This is a genomic window from Streptomyces sp. NPDC030296, assembly GCF_055572815.1.
The window spans coordinates 437,255-462,456 of sequence record NZ_JBVICQ010000006.1; the positions used below are offsets into that span (position 1 = coordinate 437,255).

Sequence of the window (25,202 nt, forward strand, 5' to 3'; positions counted from 1 at the left end):
GGCCGATGGCGACCTCCAGCAGATGGATGATCTCCGAGTTGAGGGACCGCCGATCGGTCCGGGCTCGCTCCACAAGACGTTCGTGGAGGTCAGCGGGCAGGCGGAGAGAGATCCGCTTCTCAGGATCCATGCTGGAATGATGCCACGGTGGCATCGCGACGGCGTTCCGGGGATGCCGGCGGAGGGCGCACTCGGTGAGTCGGGCTCGGTCGCGTCGAGGACCGCGTTCAGTCGGCCGGAGCCCAGCTCGTCGGTGAGGGCGTCCGGGACGGGAGTCGGAACGGGCGCCGCGGCCACCTCGGCTGCGATGCCCTCCTGTACGCCGAATAGCCGTCAAGGATCCCCCAGGACCGGAATACCGCGGGGGGATGTGGTGCTCTGATGTGAACGGCGGTTCACGGGCGAGCGGGTGTGAGGAGCTGGTGAGCGTATGACGACGGACCGGCCGGACCCCGTGGTCCGCACACCGTACGGAGACGTCCGCGGCAGGTACGCCTACGGGGAGGGGTACGAGGACGGGATCGCGGTCTTCCGCGGCATCCCGTACGCGGCCCCGCCCTTCGGCCCCCGCCGGTTCCGCCCGCCCGTGCCGCCCGAGCCCTGGGACGGTGTCCGCGACGCGGGCGCCTTCGGGCCGACCCCGCCGAAACCGGCCTACTCGGAGGCCTTCGCCCGCTATCTGACCGACCCCGTCGTCGCGGGCGACGACTGCCTCAACCTCAACGTGTGGACGCCGGAGCCGGGCCCCGGGGCCCGGCTCCCCGTCCTGGTCTGGATCCACGGCGGCGCCCTGACCAGGGGCTCGTCGATGATCCCGGTGTACGACGGCAGCGCCTTCGCCCGTGACGGCGTGGTCCTCGTCTCCCTCAACTACCGCCTCGGTGTCGAGGGATACGGTCTCTTCCCGGACGCCCCGCCCAACGCCGGACTGCGCGACCAGCTCGCCGCGCTGGAGTGGGTCCGGGACTCGATCACGGAGTTCGGCGGTGACCCCGACCGGGTGACCGTCTTCGGCCAGTCGGCCGGCGCCATCAGCATCGGCGCCCTGCTCGTGGCCCCCCGCGCGCGGGGCCTCTTCCACCGGGCCGTGCTGCAGAGCGGGCCGCCCGAGGCCTTGGACCGGGACAAGGTGCGCCGCATGGTGCGCCGGATGGCCGCCCGGCTGAAGGTGCCGGCCACGGCCGCGGCCTTCGCCGACGTGGACCGTTCAGCGCTCGCCGAGGCCCAGGCGGAGGTCGGCCGTCTCAGCAGCCCGGTCCTGGGCGGCCCCGCCTTCGGCATCGTCGTCGACGGCGAGCTGGTGCCGCGCGACCCCCTGAAGGCCCTCGTCGAGGACGGTGCCGCCCACGACATCGGCCTCCTCCTGGGGTGGACCCGCGACGAGCACCGCCTCTGGCTGGTCCCCGGCGGTCTCCACGAGCGCCTCGACCGGCTCGGCACGGTTGCCCTGGCCGGTGCCCGCGCCCGCTGCCACTGCGGCCCCGAGGTCCTCCGCCGCTACCGCGAACTCCACCCCGACCTGGGCCCCGCCGACCTGGCCGGCCGGCTCGTCACCGACCACCTCCTCCGCGTCCCCCTGCACCGCGTGGCGGACGCGCGCCCCGTCCACGCGCCGACCCACGTCTACGAGTTCGCCTGGCCGTCGAACCTGCCCGACCTCGGCGCCTGCCACGCCCTGGAGCTCGGCTTCGTCTTCGACACCGGCGACACCGCCGCCTCCGCGAAACTCGCCGGCGAGGACACCCCCCGCGCCCTGGCCACCATCCTGCACGACGCGTGGGTCCGCTTCGCGACGCACGGCGACCCCGGCTGGACGCCCTGGGACGCCACCCACCCCGTGCGGGTCTTCGACGACCCGGACGACCGACGCATCGCCCTCGGCCCCTACGACCGCGAGCTGGCCCTCTGGGCGGAGGACGCGCAACGCCCCCGCAGAACCCAGACCACGGGAACGTTCACGGCCTCCGGCGGAGCCCCGTTCCCGGCGGCCCTCCGCCGCTTCCGCCGGGCGCCTTGAACCGGCCGGGGGAGTCGCCGGGGAGCGACTCTCGGGAGGACGAGCTTCCGAGGGGCGAGCCTCCGGAGAGTGAGTCACCAGTGAGGCGGTGGTGCGGCCAAGGCGCAGTGAGGCGGCGACCTTGCGGCGCCGCCGGGCGCTTGGGCGGCGGGCCTTTGCCTGCGGCGCCCGGCCAATGGTTGTTGACCGGCGCGGCCGCCGGGTCGGCCGGTATATCTTGGGCCCCGCTGAAGAGGGGCCGGGCCGCCCCGGGTGGGCCTGTGCCGACGGGATGAGGGGCACCGGATGTCTGACGGATGGCAGTGGGACAGCAGCCTCTTCCGGGGCAGCGCGGCCCACTACGAGCGGGGGCGGCTGCCCTACGCGCCCGGCTTCGCCGAAGCCCTGGCCGAGGCCCTCGGCCTGGACGGCACCGGCCGTCTCCTCGACGTCGGCTGCGGCCCCGGCGTCGTGCTGCTCCCGATGGCCCGGTACGTCGCCGAGGCGGTCGGCGTCGACCCGGACGCGGACATGCTGGCCGAGGCGGAGCGGCAGGCCGGGCGCCGGGGCGTGACCAACGCCCGCTGGGTGGCCGCCCGCGCCGAGGACCTGCCCGCAGGGCTGGGGGAGTTCCGGGTGGTGGTGTTCGCCCAGTCGTTCCACTGGACGGAGCGCGACCGCGTCGCCGCCACCGTGCGGGAGATGCTGGCGCCTGGCGGCGTGTTCGTCCACCTGAGCGAGCTGAAGGACCCGCCCACGGCACCGCCGCCGCCCCCGTCGGTCCCGCCTCCGTACGACCGGATCGCCGACCTCGTGCGCCGCCGCCTCGGGCCGGTGCGCCGCGCGGGACAGGGGCTCCTCGTCAACGGCACGCCCGGCCGCGAGGACCTTGTCCTGGAGCGGGCCGGCTTCTCCCACGTCCGGCGTCTCGTCGTACCCGCCGGGCAGGTGGTCGACCGTACCGCTGACGACCTCGTGGCCTGGGCGTTCTCCCGCTCGGACTCCGCGCCCCACCTCTTCGGCGACGAGCTGGCCGGATTCGAACGGGAGCTGCGGGCGCTGCTGCGCGAGGCGTCCCCCGACGGCCGTTTCGCGGAGCGACTCCCCGCCACCGAGATCATGATCTGGGGCCCGTCCCGCCGCGACTGAGGGCGGGGCGGACGCGTCCGCTTCGGGCGGGGTCGGTCAGCCGGGCAGGGTGCCGCGTACGACGCTCGTGCCGGAATGGGCCGGGTTTCCGTTGTCCTGCTGCGCCGACACGTCGATCAGGGGGTAGCGGCCGAGGTCGATCCGTGCGGGGAGCGGCAGTGTGGCGGTGCCGTCCGGGCCGAGAACACCCATCGCGACGAGCCGCGTGTGGGTCCGGTCCATGAGCCACACCTCGTAGTAGCCGTCCGTGCGGGGCAGGCCGGTGACGGTCACCGTGACCTCGCGTTCGGCCTCGGGCCCGTGGACCAGGCGTGCCGTCCCGGCCGCGCGGGGGACGGCCAGCGGGGCGAGGCGGCTCGCCGGGCTCGCCTCGGCCGTCGGCGGACCGTCGTCGAGCCGCCAGGCGGTGACGGCACTGCCCAGCAGCGCCCCCACGACGAGGCTCGTGGCGGCGATCAGCAGGGCGGGGCGACGCAGCCACGCACGACCGCGGCCGAGACCGCCAGTGCCACCACGGCCGCGTTCGTCGCGACCGCCGGGTCCGGGACGACCGTCGGGACCGCCGAGTTCGCCGGGTCCGCCCCGGACCGTCGGGCTGTCGTCGTTCTCCGTCGGCCGCTGCGGGGCCGAGTCCCCGTCCAGCTGCGCCGCGATCGAGTGCCACACCGTGTCGGGCGGCGCGGTCAGGAAGTCGTCGGTCGACACGTCTCGGGCGGCCCGGACCACGCGCCGCAGCTGGTCGAGTTCCCCGCGGCACCGCGGACACCGGGCCAGATGGTCCCGTTGGCGTGGGGTGGAGCGGGCGTCGGCCCCGAGGGCGAGGTCGGTCAGCTCGTCCGCGTCCAGGTGCTGCGCCATGCTCCACCTCCCGTCGTACGGGCGGCCGGAGCGGCGAGGGCGGCCGGACGGGGGAGCCGGGACCGCGGGCCGCTCCGCTCGGCGCCGACGGTTGCCCCGCCGACGACCGTCTCCTCGTAGGCGACCGCTCCCCCGCTGTCGGCCGTCTCCCCGGCGTCGACCGTCCCCCCGCTTACGGCCTTCTCCACGCCTACGGCCTTCTCCACGCCTACGGCCTTCTCCACGCCTACGGCCTTCTCGCCGCTGTCGGCCGTCATCCCGACCTCGACCGTCTCCTCGACGTCGGCTGCTTCACCGTCCTCGGCTGCCCCCTCGCCGTCGGCTCTCCTCCCGTCGCTGGCCGGGGCAGCGGCCGGCCGCTGTTCGGTCAGGGTCTCCTCCGCGTCGGACATGGACAGCAGCGTAGGCGTGAGAGGGACGCCCGGCGCTGGACTCATCCGGTGGGGGTGACCGGGATCGCCGTCACCACCAAGTTCCGCTGGTAGCCGCCTCCTTCCGCGTCGAACGGAGGCGCACAGGTGATCATCGTGAGGACCGGTCGGCCCGTCCTGGTGAACGCCGAGGCGGGCAGCCGGTCCTTGTCCACGCGGGCGCGGGTGACGACCCGGTAGGTGACCGGCGGCGCGGCAGCCCGCCGTACGGTCACCTCGTCGCCCGCGCGGACGTCGAAGAGGGCGGCGAAGGCACCGAGGTCGCCCGTGCGGGAATCCACGTGTCCCACCATGACGGCGGAACCGGAGGATTCCCCCGGCGCGGGGCCGAAGCGGTACCAGCCGACCTTCTCCGGGTCCTCGGGGATGTCGGCGCTGCCGTCCGGGGCGACCCCACGGGGTTCGATGGCGGCGCGGAGACCGACGCGCTCGATGTCGAGCCGTCTGGGGACGGCGGCGGAGGAGGAGGGGCTCGTCGACGGCGTCGTCGTCGTCGGCGTGCCGGTGTCCTCCGCCCGGACGGGCGGGGCCGCGGGGGGCGACGCGGCCGTCCGGGCGTCGAAGTCCGCGGTCGGCGGCAGGCTCTCGCGGGACGGCGCCAGTGCCAGCACCGTGGCTCCGGACACCGCCAGCAGCACTGTCACCGCTGTCCGCGGTCGCTGCCGGAGCCACGGGGCCGGCCCGGTGTCAGGCACGGCCGCGGGACACCGCACGGCGGGCGGTGAGCGCGCCGGCGAGGCCGAGGAGGCCGAACCCGGCGGCGTACGCCGGCCACGCGTCGGGGTCGTTGGTGGCGCCGGCGTTCACACCCGAGGGCGCGGAGTGCATGCCGGTCAGGGTCTGCACCTTCAGGGCGAGGTTCTTGTCCTGGGCGCTGCCCCAGGCGTAGACGATGTTGGCGGTGCCCTCCTTGAGGTTGAGGTCGGCGGGACCGATGGCGACGTCGTCCGTGCCGGCGAGCACGACGTCCGCCGAGACCGTGCCGGCGTCCACGGTCGCGGTGTCCTCCTTCGGGTTGACGAGGCCCTTGAAGACCGGTGTGCCGCCCGCCCGGACGTCGACCGCCGGAGCCGCCGCGACATGACGGACCGTCAACCGGGCCTTCCCTGCGGCCACATCGGAGGTGCTGTTCACGTAGGCGTCCAACTGGGGCGCGCCGGCGGCGTTCAGGTGGGCCACGACGGTCGCGTTGGCTCCGGCGGGAACCTCGACCGTCTTCTGGATCGCGGGCTCGCCCTTCGGGTCCGCGCCGGCCTTGAACACCTTCAGGTCGTACGAGCCGGCGGGAAGGGGCTGCGGGTCGGTGAGCGTGCCCGGTTTGAAGTCGGGAATCAGTTCGTCGCCGTTGGCGTACACGTCGACGTCGAGGCCGGGTACGGCGTGGAAGACGGAGACCATGGCCTGGTCGTCGTCGGCGGCGGTCGCGGTGGCGGCGCCGCCCAGGGCGAGCGCGCACAGGCCGAGAGAAGCCGCCGCGGCGACAGGGGTGCGGGAGATCATGACTGGCTGTCCCTTCGAACCGCCCACTCCCTGTGAGTGAGTGCACGAGGTCTTCGGCGCGCGCCTCGACGGAGGATGCAGATCCTTTCGCGGTTTCCATGAGCCCCCGTTTCGATGCGCTATCGCTGCACGTTGCGAGGGCGCATCGTTTCGACGGACGGTCGTCGTGTCGTAGTCCTTCGAACTCGGAGCTCATGATGGCCACTGCCCGGCCCGACACGTACCTGAGCGCCGACGCGGAGCGCACGCGTCCGCGCGACCCCGGCCCCGACCGGGTGCCCGGCCCGCTCCCGCCGTACGAGGAGACCGGCGACGACACCGAACTCGCCCGGCGGTTCCACGCCGGGGACGAGGAGGCGGTCGCCCTCGCGTACCGGCGGTGGGGCTCCCTCGTGTACACCCTCGCGCGGCGCTCCCTGAGCGATCCGCGGGACGCCGAGGACGTCACCCAGCAGGTCTTCCTCGCCGCCTGGCGGGGACGCGCACGGTACCGGCCGGAGCGTGGAGCCCTGGGCGGATGGCTCGTCGGCATCACACGCCACGCGATCGCGGACGCGCACGCGGCGCGAGCCCGCCGTGCCGACATCGAGGGCATGTCCGCGGCGCGGCAGGAGGAGGCCGTACGGCACTGGGGTGTCGACGAGAGCCAGGTCGCCGTCGACCGGGTCCTCGTCCTGCAGAAGCTCCAGCACCTGACGCCCGTGCAACGGCGACTGCTGGGCATGGCCGTCTACGGCGACATGACCCAGACCGAGATCGCCGAGCAGACGGGACTGCCCCTGGGCACGGTGAAGAGTCATATCCGCCGGGCCCTGCACTCACTGCGGCGCGTGATGGAACCGTCGGCCTGATTCCGGCCGGAGGGTTGGGCGGCCCGAGCGGGCGGCCGGGGTGAGGACCGCTGCCGCCCCCAGGGCGTCGGGGCTCGCATCCGTACACCTGTCGGACGGGGAATACCTCTCATGCCCCGAGCCCCCGGGGCATCGGCTACGGCGCTGGAGGCACAGGATGGACGCTCACGAGGAACCCGGCGTGGTCGGGGCCGGCGTGACGACCGGGGTGCTCGCGCGCAGGCTCGGCATCTCTCCCACGACCCTGCGCTCGTGGGACCGCCGCTACGGGTTGGGACCGGCGACCAGGGTCGAGGGCCGGCACCGGCGCTGGACGGCCGAGGACGTCGCGATGGTGCGGGAGATGTGCCGACTGACGGCCGAGGGCCTTCCCCCGGCGGAGGCGGCCCGTACCGCCAAGGCCCAGGCCGCCCGGACCGGCGGCCCCGCGGCCCCCGCCCCCGCCGCCGACACTCCGCCCGCAGGCCCGCCGCCCCGGCCCCTGGCACCGGTCGGGGAGCCGTGGCTCCCGAAGGACGCGACGCCCGTGGCCGCGGCCCCCGAGCACCCGGCGGCCCCCGTGGGGGCGGCTGACACGCCGTCCGTGGAGGACTCGCGCCGACGGGGCCGAGGGCTGGCCCGGGCGTCGGTCCGCATGGACGCCGAGGCCGTGCAGGAACAGATCACGGCGGCGGTGGAGTCGTACGGCCTGATGGCCGCGTGGGAGGAGGTCCTGATCCCGACGCTGCGGTACGTGGGGCGCAGATGGGAGTCGTCCGAGGACCGGTACGTGGAAGTGGAGCACCTCCTGTCCTGGCACATCTCCGTGGCCTTGCGCCACGCCTACGCGCGCGCCGCGGCCCGGAACAGAGCCGCCGACTCGCGCCCCGTCCTGCTGGCGTGCCTGCCGGGTGAACAGCACACGCTCCCGCTGGAGGCGCTCACCGCCGTACTGGCGGAGCGCGGCCGGCGCGTCCTGATGCTGGGCGGCTCGGTGCCGGTCGAGGCACTGGAGGCCACCGTGCGGCGGGTCGCCCCGGCCGCCGTGGCCCTGTGGTCGCAGTCCCGGAGCACCGCGGACCTCCCCCTCGCCCGGCACCTCGCCGCGATCCGCTGGGGCATCCACGGCGCCCGCACCCGCAGCCACGTCCTGCTGTGCGGCCCGGGATGGGGCCTGCGCGCGGACCCCGACCTCGTGCGCCCCTTCGGACTGACCGACGCCGTCCGGATCATGACGTCGGTCGGCCGCCCCGGCGATGACGCGTCGACGGCGGGCCAGCGGCAGGTGCAGGAGTCCGTGTGATCTGCGCCGGAGTCCGGGCGGGCATCGGCACGCACACTCGGCACGCACACTCGGCACGCGCATCCGGAGACGCTCCCGGTGCGGAAGAAAGGGTGCGATACGTCCCCGCATGAGGCCGAAGCCCACCACGAACGACCGGACGGCGGCATCTGGGAGCACCCGCACCTGTGGCCGTTCCTGATCGCGCTCGGCGCTGCTGTTCGCCGCGTTCTTCCTCGTCCGCATGATCACCCCGTGAGCCGACCGTCGAGCGGAACACCGTCCGGCCCGGACGGTTGTCTCAGCGCGGCCTTGTGGAGACTCCCCGCTCTGCCGCCCAGGTGCGCAGCGCGGCTTCGGCTTCCTCGCGGGAGACGGGGCCGTGGTCGCTGGGGACACACGACCACCTCTCCCGTCCGTCGGTGCGGCCCCGTGCGGCCCATCACCCGAATGTTCCGCGCGGGACCGGTCCACGGATGCGTCCGCCCCGCGCACTGGGCCGGACGGGTCGGGTCAGTCCCCCGCGGCCTCGGGCGAGGTGGTCGCGCGGAGTTCGCTGGGCGGCATGCCGTAGGCGGTGCGGAAGGCGCGGGTGAAGTCGGCGGGGCGGGGGAAGCCCCAGCGGGCGGCGATGGAGTGGATGGGCTCGGTGCGCAACGCCGGGTCGGCGAGGTCGCGGTGGGCGCGCTCCAGCCGCTGGTCGCGGACGTACGCGGCGACACCGACACCCTCGGCGCGGAAGAGGGCGTACAGACGGCTGCGGGAGAGATGGTGGGCGGCGGCGATCGCGGCGGGGGTCAGTTCCGGGTCCGCGAGATGTCGGCGGACGAACGCCTTGATCCGCAGCATCAGCGTGCGGTCGTAGGCCTCCGCCGGCATCAGCGGATCGGCGTCCAGCGTGTGGGCGAAGGCGGCGGTGACCAGGTCGGCGACGACGGTGCCCAACCGGGCGGCGTCCTGCGGCTGGTACGGGCCGGTGTCCGCGGTCAGGTTCACCAGGAACTGCGACAGCAGCGCGCCGACCCCCTCACGGCCCGATATCGGCCGCCCCACCGCCTGATCGGCCCGGCTCGCGGGCAGCGCCACCAGCGCCCGGGGGATCTCCACGCCGACGATGGTCACCGGGTCGGAGCCGGTGAAGACGTCCCACGACCGCGACGAACTGTTGACGTGGATGTCGTTGAGCCGGTACGTGACCTCCTGTCTGCCCCAGGTGGCCGTGCCCTCTCCGCCCAGCAGCAGGGACAGGTGGTAGACCTCGGGGTCGGACTGGCGGACGAGCTTCGGCGTCCGGCGGAAGACCAGCGAATCGAACGTCGCCGGCCACACCATCACGTCACCCAGCCCGATCAGCCGCTGGTGCACGCGGTAGTCCGCCGCACGGTCACTGGACAGGTCCAGCGGAGCATGCGTGCGGCCCATGCGTTCCGTCCACGCGTCGAACCGGTCACCCGGAGGCAGATCCAGGGAGCGGAACACCGACTCTGGCAACATCGCCGCAGTCAATCACAGGACCCCGAACCGGCGGAGCGGACCCTCAGCCGCGGGCGTACGCCGAACCGCGCGCGTCGGCGCAGGCGGTGAGGAGCGGCTGGAAGAACCCCGTCTCACCGGGCGTCCGCCAGCGGACGTCCTCGAAGCCGGCGTCGGACACCAGGCCGGCCAGCCGGTCGGACCGCAGCGCCCAGTACGTGGTCCGGCGGACCTCGACGCGCCATTCTTTGTCCGCGGGGAGGAGTTGGAAGTGCTCCAGGTCGTACCGCTCCCCGTCGTCGTGCCAGTGCCACAGCTGGAAGGTGATCGTCCGCTGTCCGCCGCCCTCCGGCAGATGCACCTGCGGAGGCGTCGACGAGGGCCGCTCCCGCAGGAGTTCGTCGTAGGGGCGTGTGCTGAGCAGCAGGCGGCCGCCCGGGCGCAGCACGCGCCGCATCTCCGTCAGGGCGGTACGGACGTCCGGCTCGGTCAGGAGATGGGGCAGGGAGTTGTCCGCGCAGACCACCGCGTCGAACCGGGCGTCGGCGAACGGCAGGCGCCGCATGTCAGCGGTGGCGGTGACCAGCGGCACCGACCGCCGGGCGCCCTCACGGGCGGCGCGGGCGGCGGCGCGGGCACTGAGATCGGTCCCGACGACACGATGCCCGCGCAGCGCCAGCCCGACGGCCTGGGTGCCGATGCCGCACGAGCAGTCCAGCACCACCGCCCGCTCCCGCCCCAACAGGCCGTCCAGCGCCTCCCCCTGGCGGCGGACGCTCGCCTCCCAGTCCGCGTAGATCAGGTGGTAGTCGTCGGCCAGTCCGTCGTAGAAGCGCGCCACCGAGGTCTTGGACATGCACCGAGGTTAGGCCGTGTCACCCGCGGGGTCAGCGTCCGCGACCGCCGCTCAGGTAAGCCGCAGCCGCTCCTCCAGCCAGCGCACGCCCGCCGCGGGGAAGGAGACGGTGAACTCCGCGGAGTTCGGCGTCTGCTGATTGAGGCCGATCTACCGATTCAGGCCGGCGGCGTCAGCTCAGTACCTCGGCGATCGCCGAGATCGCCCCCGGTCCCACCCGGCAGCATCCCCCGATCAGCCGGGCCCCGCCGGTGCGCCAGCCCTCGACCTCCGCCGCGGTGAACCGGGACCGGCCGGTCCACTCCCGTGCGGACGCGTCCCAGGCCTCGCCGCTGTTCGGGTAGACCACCACCGGCTTGCCGGTGACCCGGGCCGCCGTCGCCACCGCCGCGTCGACGTCCTCCGGGGCGCAGCAGTTCACGCCCACCGCGACGACCTCCTCGGCGTCGGCGGCCAGGGCGAACGCCTCCTCCAGCGGCTGCCCGGCCCGCGTCCGCTCCCCGGCCACGGTGTACGACAGCCACGCCGGGACCCCGAGCCCGCGCACCGCCCGCAGCAGCGCCTCGGCCTCGTCGGTGTCGGGCACCGTCTCCAGGGCGAGGACGTCGGGCGCGGCGGCGGCCAGCACCTCCAGCCGAGGCCGGTGGAACCGCTCCAGCTCGGCGACGCTCAGCCCGTACCGCCCCCGGTACTCGGAGCCGTCCGCGAGCATCGCCCCGTACGGGCCGACCGAGGCAGCCACCCACAGGGGGCGCCCGACGCCCTTCGCCCGCGCCAGCCGGGTCGCATCGCGGGCCAACTCCACGCTGAGACCGAGGAGTTCGGTGGCGCGCGCGGAGTCGAGGCCGCGCTTGGCGAAGCCCTCGAAGGTGGCCTGGTAGCTGGAGGTGATCGCCACGTCGGCGCCCGCCTCGAAGTAGGCGAGGTGGGCCTCGGTGATCGCCTCCGGCCGCTCGGCGAGCAGCCGGGCCGACCACAGGTCGTCGCTCAGGTCGTGCCCGGCCGATTCCAGCTGGTTGGACATGCCGCCGTCGAGGACGAGCGCGCCGGCGGCGAGCGCCTCGCCGAGGGCGGGGGCGGGGGCGGGGGAGGGGGAGGGGGCGGAGGAGGGGGAGGGACTCCCCGGGGCGTTGCTGGTCATACGACGACGGTAATCGAGCCGCGACCGTGCTCCCGAACCGAATGTGTCCACCTTATGAACAGATTGACCACCATGTGGAACGCCGGGATACGATCACGGCCCTCCCCGTCCCACCCCTCCCCATCCCCATCCCCATCCCCAGGGAACCGCATGAGCACCACGAGCACCCCCGAGGCCGCAGAGCCCGAACCGTCCGCGACCGCCGGACGTGAAGCGGACGACTCCGCCGCCGCCCGGCCCGCCGACCCCGGTGCCGCCCCGGTCGCCGCCCCGGCGCCCGCCGGCCGTAAGTTCGGTCTCGCCGCTGCCACCGCACTCGTGATGGGCAACATCATCGGCGGCGGCATCTTCACGCTCCCCGCCGCCGTCGCCCCGTACGGCACGGTGAGCCTGGTCGCGTTCGTCGTCCTCTCCGTGGCGGCCGTGCTGCTGGCTCTGCTGTTCGGGAAGCTGGCCAGGCGCAGCCCGGTCACCGGCGGTCTCTACGTCTACCCGCGCGACGCCTTCGGCCCCTTCGCGGGCTTCCTGTCGGCGTGGTCGTACTGGACGATGTGCTGGGTCAGCATCGCGGCCCTCGCCGTCGGTGTCGTCGGCTACGTCGACGTGCTGATACCCCTGGGCGACGGCAAGGCCGTCCTCGCGGTGGTGGCCCTTGCCGCGCTGTGGCTGCCGGCCGCCGCGAACTTCGCGGGCACCCGCTACGTCGGCGCGGTGCAGGTCGTCTCGACCGTCCTGAAGTTCGTGCCGCTGCTGCTGGTCGCCACGATCGGTCTGTTCTTCATCGACGCCGACAACTACGGCCCGTTCAACGCCTCCGGGGAGAGCGTCCCCGGCGCTATCGCCGCCTCCGCCGCGCTGCTCCTCTACAGCTTCCTCGGCGTCGAGTCGGCCGCCGTGAGCGCCGGCGAGGTCCGCGACCCCGAGCGCACCGTGGGACGCGCGAGCGTCCTCGGCACCGTCGCCTCCGCGGTGGTCTACATCCTCGGTACGGTCGCCGTCTTCGGTCTCGTCCCGCACAAGGAACTCGTCGAGTCGGGCGCCCCGTTCGCGGACGCCGTGGACTCGATCGCGGGCGGCGGCTGGGGCGGCACCGTGATCGCGCTGGTCGCCGTCGCCTCGATCGTCGGCTGCCTCAACGGCTGGATCCTGCTGAGCGCGCAGATGCCGTACGCCGCCGCCCGCGACGGTCTCTTCCCGAAGCCGTTCGCCCGGCTCGGCAAGGGCGGGGTGCCCGGCTTCGGCGTCCTCGCCACCGCGGTGCTCGGCACGATCCTCATCGTCGTGAACTACGCGGACGACCCGGACACCGCGTTCCGCGTGCTCGTCCTCATCACCACGTTCACCGGCTGCGTCCCGTACCTGCTGTCGGCCGCCGCCCAGCTGTACTGGCTGGCCCGCGGCACCCGCGAGCGCGTGCGCCCCGCCGGTCTGGTCCGCGACCTGATCGTCGCCGGCCTCTCCTTCGCCTTCTCCTTCTGGCTGATCGCCGGCGCCGGCTACGCGGCCGTCTACCAGGGCGCTCTGTTCCTCTTCGCGGGCATCCCGGTCTACGTGTGGCTGCGAGGACGCCAGGAGACGCCCCAGGACGCGGACACCACCCCCTAGGTTCGGGCGGCCCCGTTCCGCGCACTCCACTCCTCTTGGAGCACGCTGAACACCAGGGAGTCCCGCCAGCCGTCCCGGATCCACGCGGTGTGGCGCAGGTGGCCCTCATAGGTCATGCCGAGCTTGTTCAGCACGCGGGACGAGCCGGTGTTCCGCGGGTCGCAGGTGGCGTGGATCCGGTGCAGGCCCAACTCGGCGAATCCATAGGCGAGAAGTCGGCGACCGATCCGCGTGCCGATGCCCTTGCCCCATACCCGCGGATGCACGACGTAGGAGATCTCGCCCTGGCCGTGCTCGCGGCTGCGGACATGCAACTCGCCCATCCCCACGACGTCGTCACCCAGGCGCGCCACATGGGCGAACCTGAGCTGGGGCGTACTCGACCAGGCCGCGGCCGCCGACGTCACGAAGGCCCGTGTCTCTTCCTCCGTGTTGGGGCCCCAGGACTGGAAACGGCACGCCTCCGGCAGGCGGGCCCACGCGTGGACGGCCTGCCAGTCCTGCGGCGTGATCCTCGTCAGGGTCACCGAATGCTCACTCATGGGCCGATCCTGCCAACTGCGCGCGCGGAGAACACTTCTTCGCTCCCGGACAAGCGTCATCCGTACGGAACGCCAACTTCAGCCGCGAGGGGCCTGTTCGCGGAGTGAGACATGAGTTCTCAGGCGAAGGCATTCGGTTTCGGCATGCCGTGGGGGAGGCGCTGTACGCCTTGCGCGCGTTGAGGACAAGGTCGTGTCCGCACAGTCCCGTCGTCCGCCCGGAGGGTGTGCCAGGCGTTGCGGGGCAAACGGGATTTTGCGGACATGGCCCAGGGTCTGTCCGACGGGTCAGGCCCTGGCGCCTGTCCAACAGGGCTTCGGGCTTGCGCTTTCCGTTGCGGCAACTTCTACGGTCATGTGTGTGGCCGGAGAGACCGGCCCGGCGAGGGAGGCACCGGCAATGGCCTGGTCGATCGCGGAAGTGGCGCGGATGTCCAAGGTGACATCGCGGACGCTACGGCATTACGACGAGATCGGCCTGCTGCCGCCCGCATGGATCGGGAGCAACGGGCACCGCTACTACGAGGAGGCCGATCTGCTGCGGTTGCAGCAGATCCTGCTGATGCGGGAGCTGGACCTGGGGCTGCGCGAGATCCAGGAGGTCCTGGACAGCCGGCTCGACCAGGTGGCCGTGCTCCGTGAGCACCACCAACGGCTGCTCGCGGAGCGGGACCGGCTGGAGACGCTGGCCCGTACGGTCGGCCGCACCATCGCTGAACTGGAAGAAGGTAAGGGCAAGGGTCACATGACGAAGATCAACAAGCCGGAGAACCTGTTCGAGGGGTTCCAGGCCCCCTCCGAGGCCGAGGCCGAGGTACGGGAGCGGTGGCCGCAGGCGTGGGAGCAGTCCCGGCAGGCTGTCGAGGCGATGACTCCCGAGGACACGGAGCGCTGGCAGCGTGAGGTGACGGCGCAGATGATCCGTATGGCGGAGTTCATGGTGGCCGGCACGCCGGTGTCCGACCCTGCGGTACAGGCCGAAGTGGACGCCAACTACCAGGGCATCTGCCGGTTCTGGACCCCGACCGCGGCCGCGTACAAGGGAGTGGGCCAGACCTATGTCGACGACCCGCAGATGCGGGCCAACTTCGACAAGATCGCCGACGGTCTCGCCGTCTACCAGCGCGATGCGATGACCGTGTACGCCGATACCCGGCTGAGCTGACCGCACGCGCCTGAGGGCTGTTCGGGCGGTCGTGATCGCAGCCGGAGGCGAATGGCTGCGACGGTCACGGTGCCGTGGAAGATGTATGCCCTCTGGTCGAATCGGGCGGCGACGGCGCGGAAGCCCTTGAGGGCGTTGATCGCTCCTCATTGAACTTGCCGTACGAAGCCGCCTGTTCGTCGGTCAGGAACTCCACTGGCATGAGCGTGAAGCTATCGGCGCCCGACGTTGATAAGGGATCTTCCGCCGCACATCGCCGCCGGTCCTGCCGTCTGTGCCGGGCGCCATGATCACCGGCTTAGCGTTAACCGCTGTACCGATGTTCCCCGAGGCCGGGGTACAGCCAGGCTCTGCGGGTCTGCTGAAGCGGTTCGTGGCCGAGCGGAGCCAGATCGTGGAGACCACCGTGCTGGTGGGGGACCTGCGGGAGAAGGCACGACGGCGCGGCTGCACGCCGAGTACTTCGGGGGCACCGCCCCACCAGCACGGTCATGGACGTCGCCGACCTGGCGCTGCCGGACCAACTCGTGGAGATCGGCGCGCTCGTAGGACTCGACGTGCAGCCGTAGGCCCTTACCCCGTCGCCGCGTGGCGGCCGCCTCCCCGACGGCGGTTCCTGCCGCGGCGCCTGCTCATCGGTACGGCGAGGGCGCAGAGAAGACCGACGGCCAGGGCGTACGGCCACCAGCCGAGGCCGCCGTCGGCCGAGGCGCTCGTGTTCAGGGTGTCGGGGCCCCGCGGGTCCGTCCCGGCGTCCGCCGCGGACCTGGTCTTCGGCGAGGCGGCCGCCTTCGCCGCCGTCAGGACGACGTCGTTGCCGTCGCCGCCCCGGTAGCTGATCCGGTAGGTGTTGTCGGCCAGCTTCACCTTCGCGCCCTCGCGCAGCCCCTTGAACGTACCGGTGACGCCGCCCTTGCCGGTGTGGTCGATCACGGTGACCTTCTCGCCGGGGCCGCCGACGGCGCCGAGGGCCGCGAAGTCCAGCTCGCCCGCCAGCCGTACCGCCCCGGACACCTTCAACGGCCGCTCGCGCAGCACCAGTCGGCCCCGCCCCGTCTGGGTGTAGCCGCCGGTCACCCGCAGGCCCGCCACTACCGCACCGGCGTTGGTTACGGAGCCCCGCACCGTGCCCTTGCCGGAGAGCGAGCGGTTCACCGTCAGCCCGGCCGTGCCCACGTCGAGCCTCGCGCCCGCCGTGGTGAGCCGGATCCCCTTGCTGCGCGCCAGGGTCGCCCCCGAGCGGAGGGCGAGCGTGCCCTTGGTGACGGTCGTCAGCCCGGTGTACGTCACCCCGCTGCCCGTCAGCGTCGTCGTCGCGGCGCCGGACTGGGTGAACGAGCCGCTGCCGCCGATCCTGGACAGCGACACCGGCTTGGTGACGTTGCGGACGACCAGCGTGCCGTCGTTGACGACCTTGTACAGGTCGCCCTTGGTGTAGAGCCCGCCGTCGCCGCCCCGCTTTCCGCTGCCCAGCCGCAGCACCGCGTTCTTCTGGATCGTCGTCGAGCCGTTGTAGTACTGGACGGCGGCGAAGGTGACGTCGTTGCCCTTGGTGCCCTTGATGACGATGTCCCCGGCGCCGGGCGCGGACAGGGTGTCGTGGAACACCCCGCCGCCGATGGGGGCGCCCAGGGTGACCGGACCGTTGTAGTCGAAGGTCAGCAGCGAACGGGAGCGGGCGGCGAGCAGGTTGATGTAGACCGTCTCGGCGGTGCCCGGCATGAAGATCTTGTTCGTGGTGCCGTCGCCCCACTGGACGTTCGCGCCCTTGATGTTGGTGCCGCGCTTGTTGACGTTCTTCCGCGCGGGCGTCCAGTTCAGGGCCGGGTCGCTGAGCGAGGGGTCGGTGTCCCCGCCTTGGTTCGACCAGCTGTACTGACCCGTGAGGATCACCTTGCTGCCGGGCCGGGACTGGACGTTGATGTCGCTGCCGTACTCGCGCTGGTAGAAGTCCATGCCCTGGGTGACGGTCTGCCCCAGGGGTGTGTCCACGGTCCAGGTGCCCTGGTTGAGGATCTTGCGTACGCCGGGCAGCGAGGTCGCGTACTCCGGCGCGCCCGCGTTGAGTTGTGTCCCGTTGTCGATGACACCGGTGAACGGGTGGGTGCCCGACAGGTCCCAGGTCGCCCACAGGAACCTCGGCTGACTGATCAGCCCCGAGCCGCTGATGGTGCCCAGGTTGTACTGGACGTCCTTCAGCACCAGCCGCAGGGTGCCGTCGACCCTGATGTTGTCCTGGTTGAGCCGGAACGCCGGGGTGTTGTACGGGAAGTGCCCGATCAGCCCGGTCCGGCCGCCGTTCCCGTACTGGAGGGTCGCGCCCCTCGCGACGGTCACGGCCGGCGGGTCCGGGTTCGTCACGGTGACGTACGGGTGGTTGCCGCCGAGCGTCTTGACGACCTGCCGCTGCCGGGACTTCGGCAGGGTGAACTCGCTGTCCCTGGTGAGGATCAGGGTCCCGGTGCCCCGCACGGTCAGCGTCCCGGTGCCGCTGAACGTGCCGTCGTAGGTCGTCTTCCCGGGCGGCACGGTCACGACCGTGTCGCCGTCGAGCCGGACGTCCCGGCCCGCCAGCACGTCGGCGGTCGCGTCACGGGGGGCGGCGTTCGCGGTCGGGGCACCGAGCATCAGGGCGGTGACCGCCAGGGCTCCGGCGGCCGCCGCTGTCTTGTGGATATGGCTGCGCACACCTTCGGAGACGGCCGGGACGCCATCCGATAACAGAAATCCGCGCCCGCCCCGCGAACAGAGCGCCGGCGAACGATGGAAATCGCTTTCCCTCATCTCGTCGGACCCGTTGACCTCCCGAGGGCGCGCCTTTACCTTTTCGCCATTCGGGGTGACTGATCTTGTGCGATGTGCCGAACGATTCTGTTCCTTCTTGTGCCACCTCGCCCGCTCCGACGACCCCCACGCGCCCCCCACAACCCCCACGACCCCCACGGCCCCCCACACAGAACCTTCAGAGAGGCAGACCGCATGAGCCGCGACAACGCCTTGCCCCTAACCCCTGACCGCAGGCTGCTGTTGAAGGGCGCCATGGCCGCGGGCGCCCTCACCGCGCTGCCCGGTGTCGGTGCCGCCCACGCGGCGACCGGCGGGCCGGCCGCTCCCCCGGCGGGACCGGGTGCCGCCGCCCCGTACGTCAACCCGCTGGTCCGCAACCGGGCCGACCCGCACATCCACCGCCACCGCGACGGCTTCTACTACTTCACGGCCACCGCACCCGAGTACGACCGGATCATCCTGCGCAGATCCCGCACGCTGCGCGGCCTGTCGACCGCGTCGGAGTCGGTGATCTGGCGCAAGCACGCCACCGGTGTCATGGGCGCCCACATCTGGGCACCGGAGATCCACCACATCGACGGCAAGTGGTACATCTACTTCGCCTCCGCGCCCGCCGAGGACGTCTGGGCCATCCGGATCTGGGTCCTCGAGAACGCGCACCGCGATCCGTTCAAGGGCACCTGGGTCGAGCGCGGCCAACTGAAGACCGCCTGGGAGACCTTCTCCCTCGACGCCACCACCTTCACCCACCGCGGCACCCGCTATCTGGCCTGGGCGCAGCACGAGCCCGGCATGGACAACAACACCGCGCTGTGGCTGTCGAGGATGGCCGACCCGCTGACCCTGACCGGACCCCAGGTCCGGCTCTCCACCCCGGAGCTGCCCTGGGAGGTCATCGGCTTCAAGGTCAACGAGGGCCCGTCCGTCATCCGGCGCAACGGCCGCCTGTTCATGTCGTACTCGGCGAGCGCCACCGACTTCAACTACTGCATGGGCCTGCTGACGGTAGACGAGGACGCCGACCTGATGAACCCCGCGAACTGGTCGAAGTCGCAGACGCCGGTCTTCACCAGCAACGACACCACCAAGCAGTACGGGCCGGGCCACAACAGCTTCACCGTCGCCGAGGACGGCCGCACCGACGTCCTCGTCTACCACGCCCGCCAGTACAAGGACATCGTCGGCGACCCCCTGAACGACCCCAACCGCCACACCCGTGTGCAGCGCCTGGGCTGGAAGCCCGACGGCACCCCCGACTTCGGCGTCCCCGTCGCCGACACCCCCACCCCGGGTTCCCGGAAGGAGAGCTGAGATGAGACGTGCCCACGCGATCCTCCTCGCGCTCTGTCTCGCGCTGGCCGGCGCCCTGGTCACCGCGGGCCCGGCCCAGGCGGCACCCCAGACCGTCCCCAACGGCGTCCAGTTCACCGACAGCGGCGGCAACCCCGTGCACGCCCACGGCGGCGGGGTCCTCAAGGTCGGCTCGTACTACTACTGGTTCGGTGAGCACCGGAACCCCGACAACACCTTCAAGTACGTGTCGGCGTACCGCTCGACGGACCTGAAGAACTGGGAGTTCCGCAACAACGTCCTCACCCAGGCCACCGACCCGGAACTGGCGACCGCCAACATCGAGCGGCCGAAGGTCGTCTACAACGCGTCCACCGGCACGTTCGTGATGTGGATGCACAAGGAGAACGGCGTCGACTACAGCGAGGCCCGTGCCGCCGTCGCCGTCTCCGACACCGTCGACGGCGACTACAGCTGGCGGGGCAGCTTCCGTCCGCTCGGCCAGCACATGTCCCGTGACATCACCACCTTCGTGGACACCGACGGCACCGGCTACATGATCTCGGCGGCCCGCGAGAACTACGACCTCCAGATCTACCGGCTCACCGCCGACTACACGCGGGTCGCCGCCCTCGTCGCCGACCCCTGGCACGGCGGCCACCGCGAGGCCCCGGCCCTGTTCAAGCGGGGTGGCGTCTACTTCATGCTGACCTCGGGTGCGACCGGCTGGAGCCCCAACCAGCAGCAGTACGCCACCGCCACCAACATCGCCGGACCCTGGACGGCGATGGCGAACATCGGCGACTCGACCACGTTCGGCTCGCAGACCGCGTACGTCCTGCCCGTGCAGGGCACGTCGACCACCTCGTACCTGTACATGGGGGACCGCTGGGGCAACTCCTTCGGCGGCACCGTCAACGACTCCCGCTATGTGTGGCTGCCGCTGACCTTCCCGACCTCGACCACGATGTCCCTGTCCTGGTCGCCGGAGATCACGATCGACACGGCCGCCGGCACCGTCAGCGGCGTCAGTGCCACGTACAACACGCTGGTCGCGCGCCACTCCTCCAGGTGCGCCGATGTCACGAACCAGTCGCTGTGGGCGGGCGCCCAGATCAAGCAGTACGCCTGCAACGGCGGCACCAACCAGAAGTACTGGTTCAAGTCCGTCGGCGGCGGCTACTACCAGCTGGTGACGCGCCACAGCTCCCTGTGCGTGCAGGAGAACGCGAACACCGTCACCCAGGAGAACTGCGGTTCGTCGGCGACCAACCAGCAGTGGTCCCTGACCACCACCGGCTCCCACGTCAACGTCAGGTCCCGCGCGACCGGCGAGTGCCTGGACGTGAGCGGCGGGTCCACCGCCGACTCGGCCGCGATCATCACGTACACGTGCAACGGCGGCACGAACCAGCAGTGGACCCGCGGCACATGACAGGTCGTCAGCTCAGCAGGTCGATCGCGTCGATCGCCGTCCCGGCACTCAGATAGGAGGTCGTCCCCGACCCGCTCACCACGTTGATCCTCAGCACGTTGTACTGACTCGTGTCCGTCAGCCAGGCGGACGCCGGGACGCTGTAGGTGAACGTGTGGTTGTTGCCCCGGTAGGACCCGTTGGTCAGGGACCGCGTGTTCGGCTGGGTGGGCGGGGAGGGGATCGCCGACGTCCATCTGTCGTTGACGACGACCTGCGGCCGGCCGTTGGCGTAGGCCGTCGTCACCCCGATGCGCAGGGTGTGGGCGGCGGCGGCCTGCGCGGCGGTCAGCCTGAAGTACACGAGGATGCCGCTGTTGACGTCCTTCCACAGATAGCAGGGGAAGGCCGACGTCTCGGTGCCGCTGCCGATGACGACGTTGCCCGTCCAGGCGGCGGCCCGGACGTCGGAAGGATGCGCGTACGTCATCAGGTCGGCGTTCTTGAAGCCGCTCGGTGTGCCGTTCCAGTCGTTGATCCGCCAGATGGCGCTCGCGTTGGACGGGTCGTTCGACGACGGGATGGCGATCGTGTTGAGCGTCGTCGTGCCGCCTGCCGTGATCGTCACGGAGGTCGTGTACACCGCCAGCTCGCTCTTGTAGACGGTCAGCGTGTACGTCCCCGGCAGCACACGCGTGATGTTGAAGTAGCCGTCCGACGAGCGTACAGAACCCCAGTACTGCGCGGCCGAGTTGGCGAGCCCGACCGTGTACGGGTACGACGTGTTCCGCCCGGTGATGCCGACGCCCGCCACCCGGCCCCGGCCGCCCGCCCCGACGTACCCGGCGATGCCGAGCGAGTCCGCCCACGGGGTGGTCAGCGTGCCCGAATACAACGACGAGGAGGGCGCCCCGCCGTCGGTGAACGCGATCACGTACGGGCCCTGGAGGCCGAACCGCTGCTCCTCGGTCTGGTTCTGCCCGTAGTAGAGGATCTCGTACAACCCGCCGCCGTCCGCGCTCTGGTGGCGCAGCAGCGAGCGGTAGAACGGGCCGCCGGACGCCTTCTCGTGGTTGGAGCGCACGATCCACAGGCCGACGCCGTTCGCCGACCAGCCGACGTAGTCGTAGTCCATGACCCGCAGCCGGGAGAAGTGCTTCGAGCGGGTCTGGCCGTCGGACTTCCGGAACACGTCCGAGGCCTCGATGGTGGTGGGCGCGTACGTGTACGAGTCGGGCGCGTCGTTGAGGAACAGGCCGGCCCTGACGCGCAGGATGAAGCGGGTCGCCGAGACCGAGGTGTCGGCCTTGTTCGTCCACAGGTAGATGTTGTTCTCGCCGCTGCGGGCCGCGTAGTAGTGCCGCAGTGTGCCGTACGTGACGGAGACCAGGATCGTCGAACCGGACTGGCGGATCGTCACGGTGGAGCTGCCGAGGCCGGACTCGATGTGCGAGTTCTTGCCGCCGTAGCCCTGGTACTCCGTGCCCCGGTAGACGAGCGAGGCCAGGTCGCCGTTGCTCTTCCTGACCTTGAACACGAGGTTCGCGCCGGTGTCGACGACGTAGTGGGTGCCGTCGTCGCTCCAGCCGAACGCGGCGGCGCGGGCGGTGCCGGCGAGCGACCCGGCGAGCGCCGCGCCGGCCGCGGCGGCGGCCGTGCCGAGGACGAAGCCGCGGCGGCCGAGGGCCTGTTGGTCGGTGGCCTGGGACATGGGGGCCTCCTCGGGAGGGTGGGGGGAGTGCGGGTGATTCGGAAGAGTGACAGTTGAATCGATTTCGCGAAAGGGCTTTCGAGACAAGGGAGTTGGCAATCTTGTAAAAGCGGTTCGAGATCTAGAAAGCGCTTGCCAAAAGGGGTACGGTCCAGCCGCCGGGTCTTGTCATCCCCCGAGGAGCCGCAATGAGACGATTCACCGTCGCCGCGCTGACGGCGGCGACCCTGGGCACCGTCCTGGCGGCCGCACCGGCCCAGGCGCACCACGGCCGACCTGTCCTGGGCCCGGAGCATTGCACGGCGAACGCCTGCCACTTCGACGTCCCCGCCGGCACCTACGACGTGACCGTCCGGCTCGGCGGCGACAGCGCCGCGAGCACGCGCGTCACCGGCGAGACACGTCGTGCCCTCCTGCCCGAGACGGCGACCGCCGCCGGTGAACCGGTCTCCCGCAGCTTCACCGTGAACGTCCGCACCCCCGAGGGCGAACCCACCGGCCCCGACGGCACCCCCGGCCTCGACCTCGTCATCGGCGGCTCGGCCCCCGCGCTGGCCGACATCCGCGTGACCCCCGCCTTCCCCCGAGCTCTCGGCTCCGCTCGAGCAGGGGGGACCCCCATGGCCCGGCAGATCTTCCTCGTCGGCGACTCCACGGTCTGCGACCAGCCCGGCGACCCGTATTCCGGCTGGGGCCAGCAGCTCCCGCAGTACCTCCGCAAGGGCCTCTCGGTCGCCAACCACGCCGACTCCGGCGAGAGCACGGTGTCCTACCTGGCCGACACACGGCTGTGGGCCACCGTCCAGCCGCGGATCCGCCGCGGCGACCTGGTGCTGATCCAACTGGCCCACAACGACAAGCAGACCGACGAGACCACCTACCGCGCCAACCTGGAGACCCTGGTCGCGGGCGTCCGCGACCAGGGCGGCCGGCCGGTCCTGGTCACCCCGATCGTGCGCCGCTGGTTCAACGCGGACGGCACTCTCGACAACAACACGGCCCTCCTCGTCAACGGCCTCGGCGTCGACCACCCGGCCGTCGTCCGCTCCGTCGCCGCCGCCCACGACGTGCCCCTGATCGACCTCACCGCGAGGACGAAGGCCCTGGTCGAGTCCCTGGGCACCGAAGCCTCCAAGGCGCTCTACCTCTCCGACGAGAAGCGCGACAACACCCACACCTCCGTCCACGGCGCCACCGTGTACGCCGGCCTCGTCCGCGACGAACTCGTCGCCCTGGGGCTGGTGCCCGCCGGGCGGACCAGGGTGGGATGAGCCCCTGGGGCGCCCCGACCGGAACCGGGGCGCCCCAGGTTCCAACCGACAGCGACGACCCAGGAAGCGTGCGCCCATGCCCTCCCCGCCCGACGAGGACCGCAGCCTCAGCCCGTACACCGGCTACACCCGCGCCCACTGGGAGGTGGCCGCCGACGCGCTGCTGGCCGCCGTGGAGCCGTACGCGACCGCCGACGGCGCCCTGTACGACCTGCCCGGCGACCGCACGAGCTGGTCGGGCCGCCTCTCGGACGGCCTGGAGGGCTACGCCCGTACGCTGCTCCTCGCCGCGTTCCGCAAGGACGAGAAGGCCCTCGCCCGCTACGCCGACGGACTCGCGGCCGGTGTCTCGGGGGTGTGGCCGCGCATCGAGGACCGCGGCCAGCCGCTCGTGGAGGCGGCGTCCATCGCCCTCGCGCTCCGGCTGACGCGGCCGTTGCTGTGGGACCGCCTCGACGACGGGGTGCGCCAGCGCGCGGCGGCCTGGCTCGGCGACGCGCTCACCGCCGAACCCTGGCCCTGCAACTGGGAGCTGTTCCCGGTGACCGTCGGCGGGTTCCTCGCGGAGATCGGCCACGAGCCGGAGAGGTCCCGCCGGGTGATCGAGGAGCGGCTCGACCGCATCGAGCAGTGGTACCTCGGCGACGGCTGGTACACCGACGGCGATGGCCGCAAGTTCGACTACTACAACGGCTGGGCGATGCACCTCTACCCGGTGCTGCACGCCTGGCTCGCCGGCGACGCCCGCCTGCTGGACCTCTACGGCGGCCGCCTGTCCACCCATCTCGCCGACTACGCCCGCCTGTTCGGCGGTGACGGCGCCCCCCTGCACCAGGGTCGCTCCCTGACGTACCGCTTCGCCACCGCGGTCCCGTTCTGGCTCGGCGCGCTGACCGGCCGGACACCGCTCGGGCCGGGCGAGACGCGCCGGCTGGCGTCCGGCGCCCTGAAGTACTTCCTCGACCGGGGGGCCGTCGACGACCGGGGCCTGCTGTCGCTGGGCTGGCACGGCCCCGACCCGGCCGTCCTCCAGGGCTACTCGGGCCCCGCCTCCCCGTACTGGGCGAGCAAGGGCTTCCTCGGTCTGCTGCTGCCGCCGGACCACCCGGTGTGGACGGCGACGGAGGAGGCGGCGCCGGTGGAGCGCGCCGACGAACTGCGGCCGCTCGGCCCGCCCGACTGGCTGCTCCAGTCGACCCGTTCGGACGGTCTGGTCCGCCTCCACAACCACGGCAGCGAGGACGTCCGCTACGACCCGTACTACACCCGCCTCGCGTACTCCACGGTGACGGCGCCCGTGCCCCTGGCGGAACCCCCGGTGTCGTACGACAACAGCGTGATCGTCGACGGCGACGCGAGCCGGACCGGCATCGAACCGCTCGGCGTGGGCGAGGGCTGGGCGGCGTCCCGGCACACGGCGGCCGGGGGAGCGCGGGTGACGAGCCTCGTCCTCGCCCGTGGGGCGGTGGAGGTGAGGGCCCACCTGGTGGTGGGGGCGGCTCCCGGGACGCCGATCCACGTGACCGGCTGGGCGCCGACCGAGGGCGTACGCACCGACCTCCGACCGGCCCTCGGCCTCACGGACGCCGAGGCCGGCGACGGCGCGCCGGCCCTCACCGGCGAGACCACCGACGACACGGCACTCTTCGTCGCCCTGGCCCGCCTGACGGCCGACCCGGCCCCGCCCCCGCTGGAGGACACGGTGTCCGTGCGACTCGCCGCCTCGGGCGAACTGCACGTCCGCTGGACGGACGGCCCGGAGATCCGGCTCCGGCTGACGGACGGCGCGGTCGTCTCCGAGGACCTGGAACCGGTCCCTGTGCCCCGCGCAACGCGAGCTCGGCCCCAGGCTGCGGACACGACCTAGCCGTCCCCCTTTGAGAGCGGTTCCGCCCACGGCA

Annotated in this window: 20 protein-coding genes and 2 pseudogenes; 10 read left to right on the forward strand and 12 right to left on the reverse strand. The window is 72.2% G+C overall.

Going from position 1 to position 25,202, the window contains the following annotated elements; all coding sequences use genetic code 11:
* Position 1: 1 nt before the first annotated feature.
* A pseudogene (locus ACZ4Z3_RS20100) lies at positions 2–130 on the reverse strand (Arc family DNA-binding protein); the annotation flags it as partial.
* Between the two features lie 300 nt (positions 131–430).
* Between ACZ4Z3_RS20100 and ACZ4Z3_RS20105 the strand changes: the two are divergent.
* Together ACZ4Z3_RS20105 and ACZ4Z3_RS20110 are read left to right on the forward strand one after the other, a co-directional pair.
* A complete protein-coding gene (locus tag ACZ4Z3_RS20105) occupies positions 431–2,017 on the forward strand; it encodes a carboxylesterase/lipase family protein (RefSeq protein WP_468502251.1) in 1,587 nt (528 codons plus the stop codon).
* A 285-nt stretch (positions 2,018–2,302) separates the two neighbouring features.
* A complete protein-coding gene (locus ACZ4Z3_RS20110) occupies positions 2,303–3,145 on the forward strand; it encodes a class I SAM-dependent methyltransferase (RefSeq protein WP_468502252.1) in 843 nt (280 codons plus the stop codon).
* Between the two features lie 36 nt (positions 3,146–3,181).
* Here ACZ4Z3_RS20110 and ACZ4Z3_RS20115 read toward each other — a convergent pair whose 3' ends face one another.
* From ACZ4Z3_RS20115 to ACZ4Z3_RS20130, 4 genes are read right to left on the reverse strand one after another with little or no spacing between them, the layout of a single operon-like run.
* Positions 3,182–4,003: an anti-sigma factor gene (locus ACZ4Z3_RS20115; RefSeq protein WP_468502253.1), complete on the reverse strand. Its 822-nt coding sequence runs from the start codon at positions 4,001–4,003 to the stop codon at positions 3,182–3,184.
* Positions 3,973–4,395 carry a hypothetical protein gene (locus ACZ4Z3_RS20120; protein WP_468502254.1) on the reverse strand — a complete coding sequence of 141 codons (423 nt, stop codon included), beginning with the start codon at positions 4,393–4,395 and terminating at the stop codon, positions 3,973–3,975. Before ACZ4Z3_RS20120 ends, ACZ4Z3_RS20115 begins: the two co-directional genes overlap by 31 nt.
* A 41-nt stretch (positions 4,396–4,436) precedes the next feature.
* Positions 4,437–5,078 carry a class F sortase gene (locus ACZ4Z3_RS20125; RefSeq protein ID WP_468502255.1) on the reverse strand — a complete coding sequence of 214 codons (642 nt, stop codon included), beginning with the start codon at positions 5,076–5,078 and terminating at the stop codon, positions 4,437–4,439.
* A 43-nt stretch (positions 5,079–5,121) separates the two neighbouring features.
* Positions 5,122–5,934 carry a DUF4397 domain-containing protein gene (locus ACZ4Z3_RS20130; protein WP_468502256.1) on the reverse strand — a complete coding sequence of 271 codons (813 nt, stop codon included), beginning with the start codon at positions 5,932–5,934 and terminating at the stop codon, positions 5,122–5,124.
* A gap of 194 nt (positions 5,935–6,128) precedes the next feature.
* On the opposite strand from ACZ4Z3_RS20130, the gene ACZ4Z3_RS20135 reads away from it, so the two are divergent.
* Together ACZ4Z3_RS20135 and ACZ4Z3_RS20140 are read left to right on the forward strand one after the other, a co-directional pair.
* Entirely contained in the window at positions 6,129–6,785 is a 657-nt protein-coding gene (locus ACZ4Z3_RS20135) for an RNA polymerase sigma factor (RefSeq protein WP_468502257.1), read from the forward strand.
* A 157-nt stretch (positions 6,786–6,942) separates the two neighbouring features.
* Positions 6,943–8,067, forward strand: a complete 1,125-nt coding sequence (locus ACZ4Z3_RS20140) for a MerR family transcriptional regulator (protein WP_468502258.1) — start codon at positions 6,943–6,945, stop codon at positions 8,065–8,067.
* A 492-nt stretch (positions 8,068–8,559) separates the two neighbouring features.
* On the opposite strand, the gene ACZ4Z3_RS20145 is transcribed toward ACZ4Z3_RS20140, so the two are convergent.
* The 3 genes from ACZ4Z3_RS20145 to mmuM form a co-directional block, all read right to left on the reverse strand.
* Positions 8,560–9,540 carry a helix-turn-helix domain-containing protein gene (locus tag ACZ4Z3_RS20145; protein WP_468502259.1) on the reverse strand — a complete coding sequence of 327 codons (981 nt, stop codon included), beginning with the start codon at positions 9,538–9,540 and terminating at the stop codon, positions 8,560–8,562.
* A 43-nt stretch (positions 9,541–9,583) separates the two neighbouring features.
* Entirely contained in the window at positions 9,584–10,375 is a 792-nt protein-coding gene (locus tag ACZ4Z3_RS20150; protein WP_468502260.1) for a class I SAM-dependent methyltransferase, read from the reverse strand.
* 172 nt (positions 10,376–10,547) lie between these two features.
* Positions 10,548–11,516: a homocysteine S-methyltransferase gene (gene mmuM / locus ACZ4Z3_RS20155; RefSeq protein ID WP_468502261.1), complete on the reverse strand. Its 969-nt coding sequence runs from the start codon at positions 11,514–11,516 to the stop codon at positions 10,548–10,550.
* A gap of 150 nt (positions 11,517–11,666) precedes the next feature.
* Here mmuM and ACZ4Z3_RS20160 point away from each other — a divergent pair, with 150 nt between their 5' ends.
* Positions 11,667–13,121 carry an amino acid permease gene (locus ACZ4Z3_RS20160; RefSeq protein ID WP_468502262.1) on the forward strand — a complete coding sequence of 485 codons (1,455 nt, stop codon included), beginning with the start codon at positions 11,667–11,669 and terminating at the stop codon, positions 13,119–13,121.
* Here the strand turns inward: ACZ4Z3_RS20160 and ACZ4Z3_RS20165 are convergent.
* Entirely contained in the window at positions 13,118–13,663 is a 546-nt protein-coding gene (locus ACZ4Z3_RS20165; RefSeq protein ID WP_468502263.1) for a GNAT family N-acetyltransferase, read from the reverse strand. The two genes, ACZ4Z3_RS20160 and ACZ4Z3_RS20165, sit on opposite strands and share 4 nt — an antisense overlap.
* A gap of 400 nt (positions 13,664–14,063) precedes the next feature.
* On the opposite strand from ACZ4Z3_RS20165, the gene ACZ4Z3_RS20170 reads away from it, so the two are divergent.
* Positions 14,064–14,828: a MerR family transcriptional regulator gene (locus tag ACZ4Z3_RS20170; protein WP_468502357.1), complete on the forward strand. Its 765-nt coding sequence runs from the start codon at positions 14,064–14,066 to the stop codon at positions 14,826–14,828.
* A 35-nt stretch (positions 14,829–14,863) separates the two neighbouring features.
* On the opposite strand, the pseudogene ACZ4Z3_RS20175 reads toward ACZ4Z3_RS20170, so the two are convergent.
* Positions 14,864–14,968: pseudogene (locus ACZ4Z3_RS20175) on the reverse strand (IS5/IS1182 family transposase); the annotation flags it as partial.
* 433 nt (positions 14,969–15,401) lie between these two features.
* Positions 15,402–17,516 carry an autotransporter gene (locus ACZ4Z3_RS20180; protein ID WP_468502264.1) on the reverse strand — a complete coding sequence of 705 codons (2,115 nt, stop codon included), beginning with the start codon at positions 17,514–17,516 and terminating at the stop codon, positions 15,402–15,404.
* A gap of 291 nt (positions 17,517–17,807) precedes the next feature.
* Between ACZ4Z3_RS20180 and ACZ4Z3_RS20185 the strand changes: the two genes are divergently transcribed.
* Both ACZ4Z3_RS20185 and ACZ4Z3_RS20190 read left to right on the forward strand, forming a co-directional pair.
* Positions 17,808–18,926, forward strand: coding sequence for a family 43 glycosylhydrolase (locus tag ACZ4Z3_RS20185; protein ID WP_468502265.1), 1,119 nt, complete (start codon positions 17,808–17,810; stop codon positions 18,924–18,926).
* Position 18,927: 1 nt separating this feature from the next.
* Positions 18,928–20,340, forward strand: a complete 1,413-nt coding sequence (locus tag ACZ4Z3_RS20190; protein ID WP_468502266.1) for an RICIN domain-containing protein — start codon at positions 18,928–18,930, stop codon at positions 20,338–20,340.
* Between the two features lie 7 nt (positions 20,341–20,347).
* On the opposite strand, the gene ACZ4Z3_RS20195 is transcribed toward ACZ4Z3_RS20190, so the two are convergent.
* A complete protein-coding gene (locus tag ACZ4Z3_RS20195; RefSeq protein WP_468502267.1) occupies positions 20,348–22,030 on the reverse strand; it encodes a rhamnogalacturonan lyase B N-terminal domain-containing protein in 1,683 nt (560 codons plus the stop codon).
* Positions 22,031–22,218: 188 nt separating this feature from the next.
* On the opposite strand from ACZ4Z3_RS20195, the gene ACZ4Z3_RS20200 reads away from it, so the two are divergent.
* Together ACZ4Z3_RS20200 and ACZ4Z3_RS20205 are read left to right on the forward strand one after the other, a co-directional pair.
* Entirely contained in the window at positions 22,219–23,301 is a 1,083-nt protein-coding gene (locus tag ACZ4Z3_RS20200) for a rhamnogalacturonan acetylesterase (RefSeq protein WP_468502268.1), read from the forward strand.
* A gap of 76 nt (positions 23,302–23,377) precedes the next feature.
* Positions 23,378–25,168: a DUF2264 domain-containing protein gene (locus ACZ4Z3_RS20205; protein WP_468502269.1), complete on the forward strand. Its 1,791-nt coding sequence runs from the start codon at positions 23,378–23,380 to the stop codon at positions 25,166–25,168.
* Positions 25,169–25,202 lie beyond the last annotated feature (34 nt).

Excerpts from the sequence above, each read along its gene's own strand:
- ACZ4Z3_RS20190 (WP_468502266.1), top strand. The coding sequence starts at position 18,928 with ATGAGACGTGCCCACGCGATCCTCCTCGCGCTCTGTCTCGCGCTGGCC.
- ACZ4Z3_RS20150 (WP_468502260.1), bottom strand. The coding sequence starts at position 10,375 with ATGTCCAAGACCTCGGTGGCGCGCTTCTACGACGGACTGGCCGACGAC.
- ACZ4Z3_RS20185 (WP_468502265.1), top strand. The coding sequence starts at position 17,808 with ATGAGCCGCGACAACGCCTTGCCCCTAACCCCTGACCGCAGGCTGCTG.
- ACZ4Z3_RS20205 (WP_468502269.1), top strand. The coding sequence starts at position 23,378 with ATGCCCTCCCCGCCCGACGAGGACCGCAGCCTCAGCCCGTACACCGGC.
- ACZ4Z3_RS20160 (WP_468502262.1), top strand. The coding sequence starts at position 11,667 with ATGAGCACCACGAGCACCCCCGAGGCCGCAGAGCCCGAACCGTCCGCG.
- ACZ4Z3_RS20165 (WP_468502263.1), bottom strand. The coding sequence starts at position 13,663 with ATGAGTGAGCATTCGGTGACCCTGACGAGGATCACGCCGCAGGACTGG.
- ACZ4Z3_RS20140 (WP_468502258.1), top strand. The coding sequence starts at position 6,943 with ATGGACGCTCACGAGGAACCCGGCGTGGTCGGGGCCGGCGTGACGACC.
- ACZ4Z3_RS20130 (WP_468502256.1), bottom strand. The coding sequence starts at position 5,934 with ATGATCTCCCGCACCCCTGTCGCCGCGGCGGCTTCTCTCGGCCTGTGC.
- ACZ4Z3_RS20170 (WP_468502357.1), top strand. The coding sequence starts at position 14,064 with ATGGCCTGGTCGATCGCGGAAGTGGCGCGGATGTCCAAGGTGACATCG.
- ACZ4Z3_RS20105 (WP_468502251.1), top strand. The coding sequence starts at position 431 with ATGACGACGGACCGGCCGGACCCCGTGGTCCGCACACCGTACGGAGAC.
- ACZ4Z3_RS20115 (WP_468502253.1), bottom strand. The coding sequence starts at position 4,003 with ATGGCGCAGCACCTGGACGCGGACGAGCTGACCGACCTCGCCCTCGGG.
- ACZ4Z3_RS20135 (WP_468502257.1), top strand. The coding sequence starts at position 6,129 with ATGATGGCCACTGCCCGGCCCGACACGTACCTGAGCGCCGACGCGGAG.
- ACZ4Z3_RS20110 (WP_468502252.1), top strand. The coding sequence starts at position 2,303 with ATGTCTGACGGATGGCAGTGGGACAGCAGCCTCTTCCGGGGCAGCGCG.
- ACZ4Z3_RS20195 (WP_468502267.1), bottom strand. The coding sequence starts at position 22,030 with ATGTCCCAGGCCACCGACCAACAGGCCCTCGGCCGCCGCGGCTTCGTC.
- ACZ4Z3_RS20120 (WP_468502254.1), bottom strand. The coding sequence starts at position 4,395 with ATGTCCGACGCGGAGGAGACCCTGACCGAACAGCGGCCGGCCGCTGCC.
- ACZ4Z3_RS20145 (WP_468502259.1), bottom strand. The coding sequence starts at position 9,540 with ATGTTGCCAGAGTCGGTGTTCCGCTCCCTGGATCTGCCTCCGGGTGAC.
- mmuM (WP_468502261.1), bottom strand. The coding sequence starts at position 11,516 with ATGACCAGCAACGCCCCGGGGAGTCCCTCCCCCTCCTCCGCCCCCTCC.
- ACZ4Z3_RS20200 (WP_468502268.1), top strand. The coding sequence starts at position 22,219 with ATGAGACGATTCACCGTCGCCGCGCTGACGGCGGCGACCCTGGGCACC.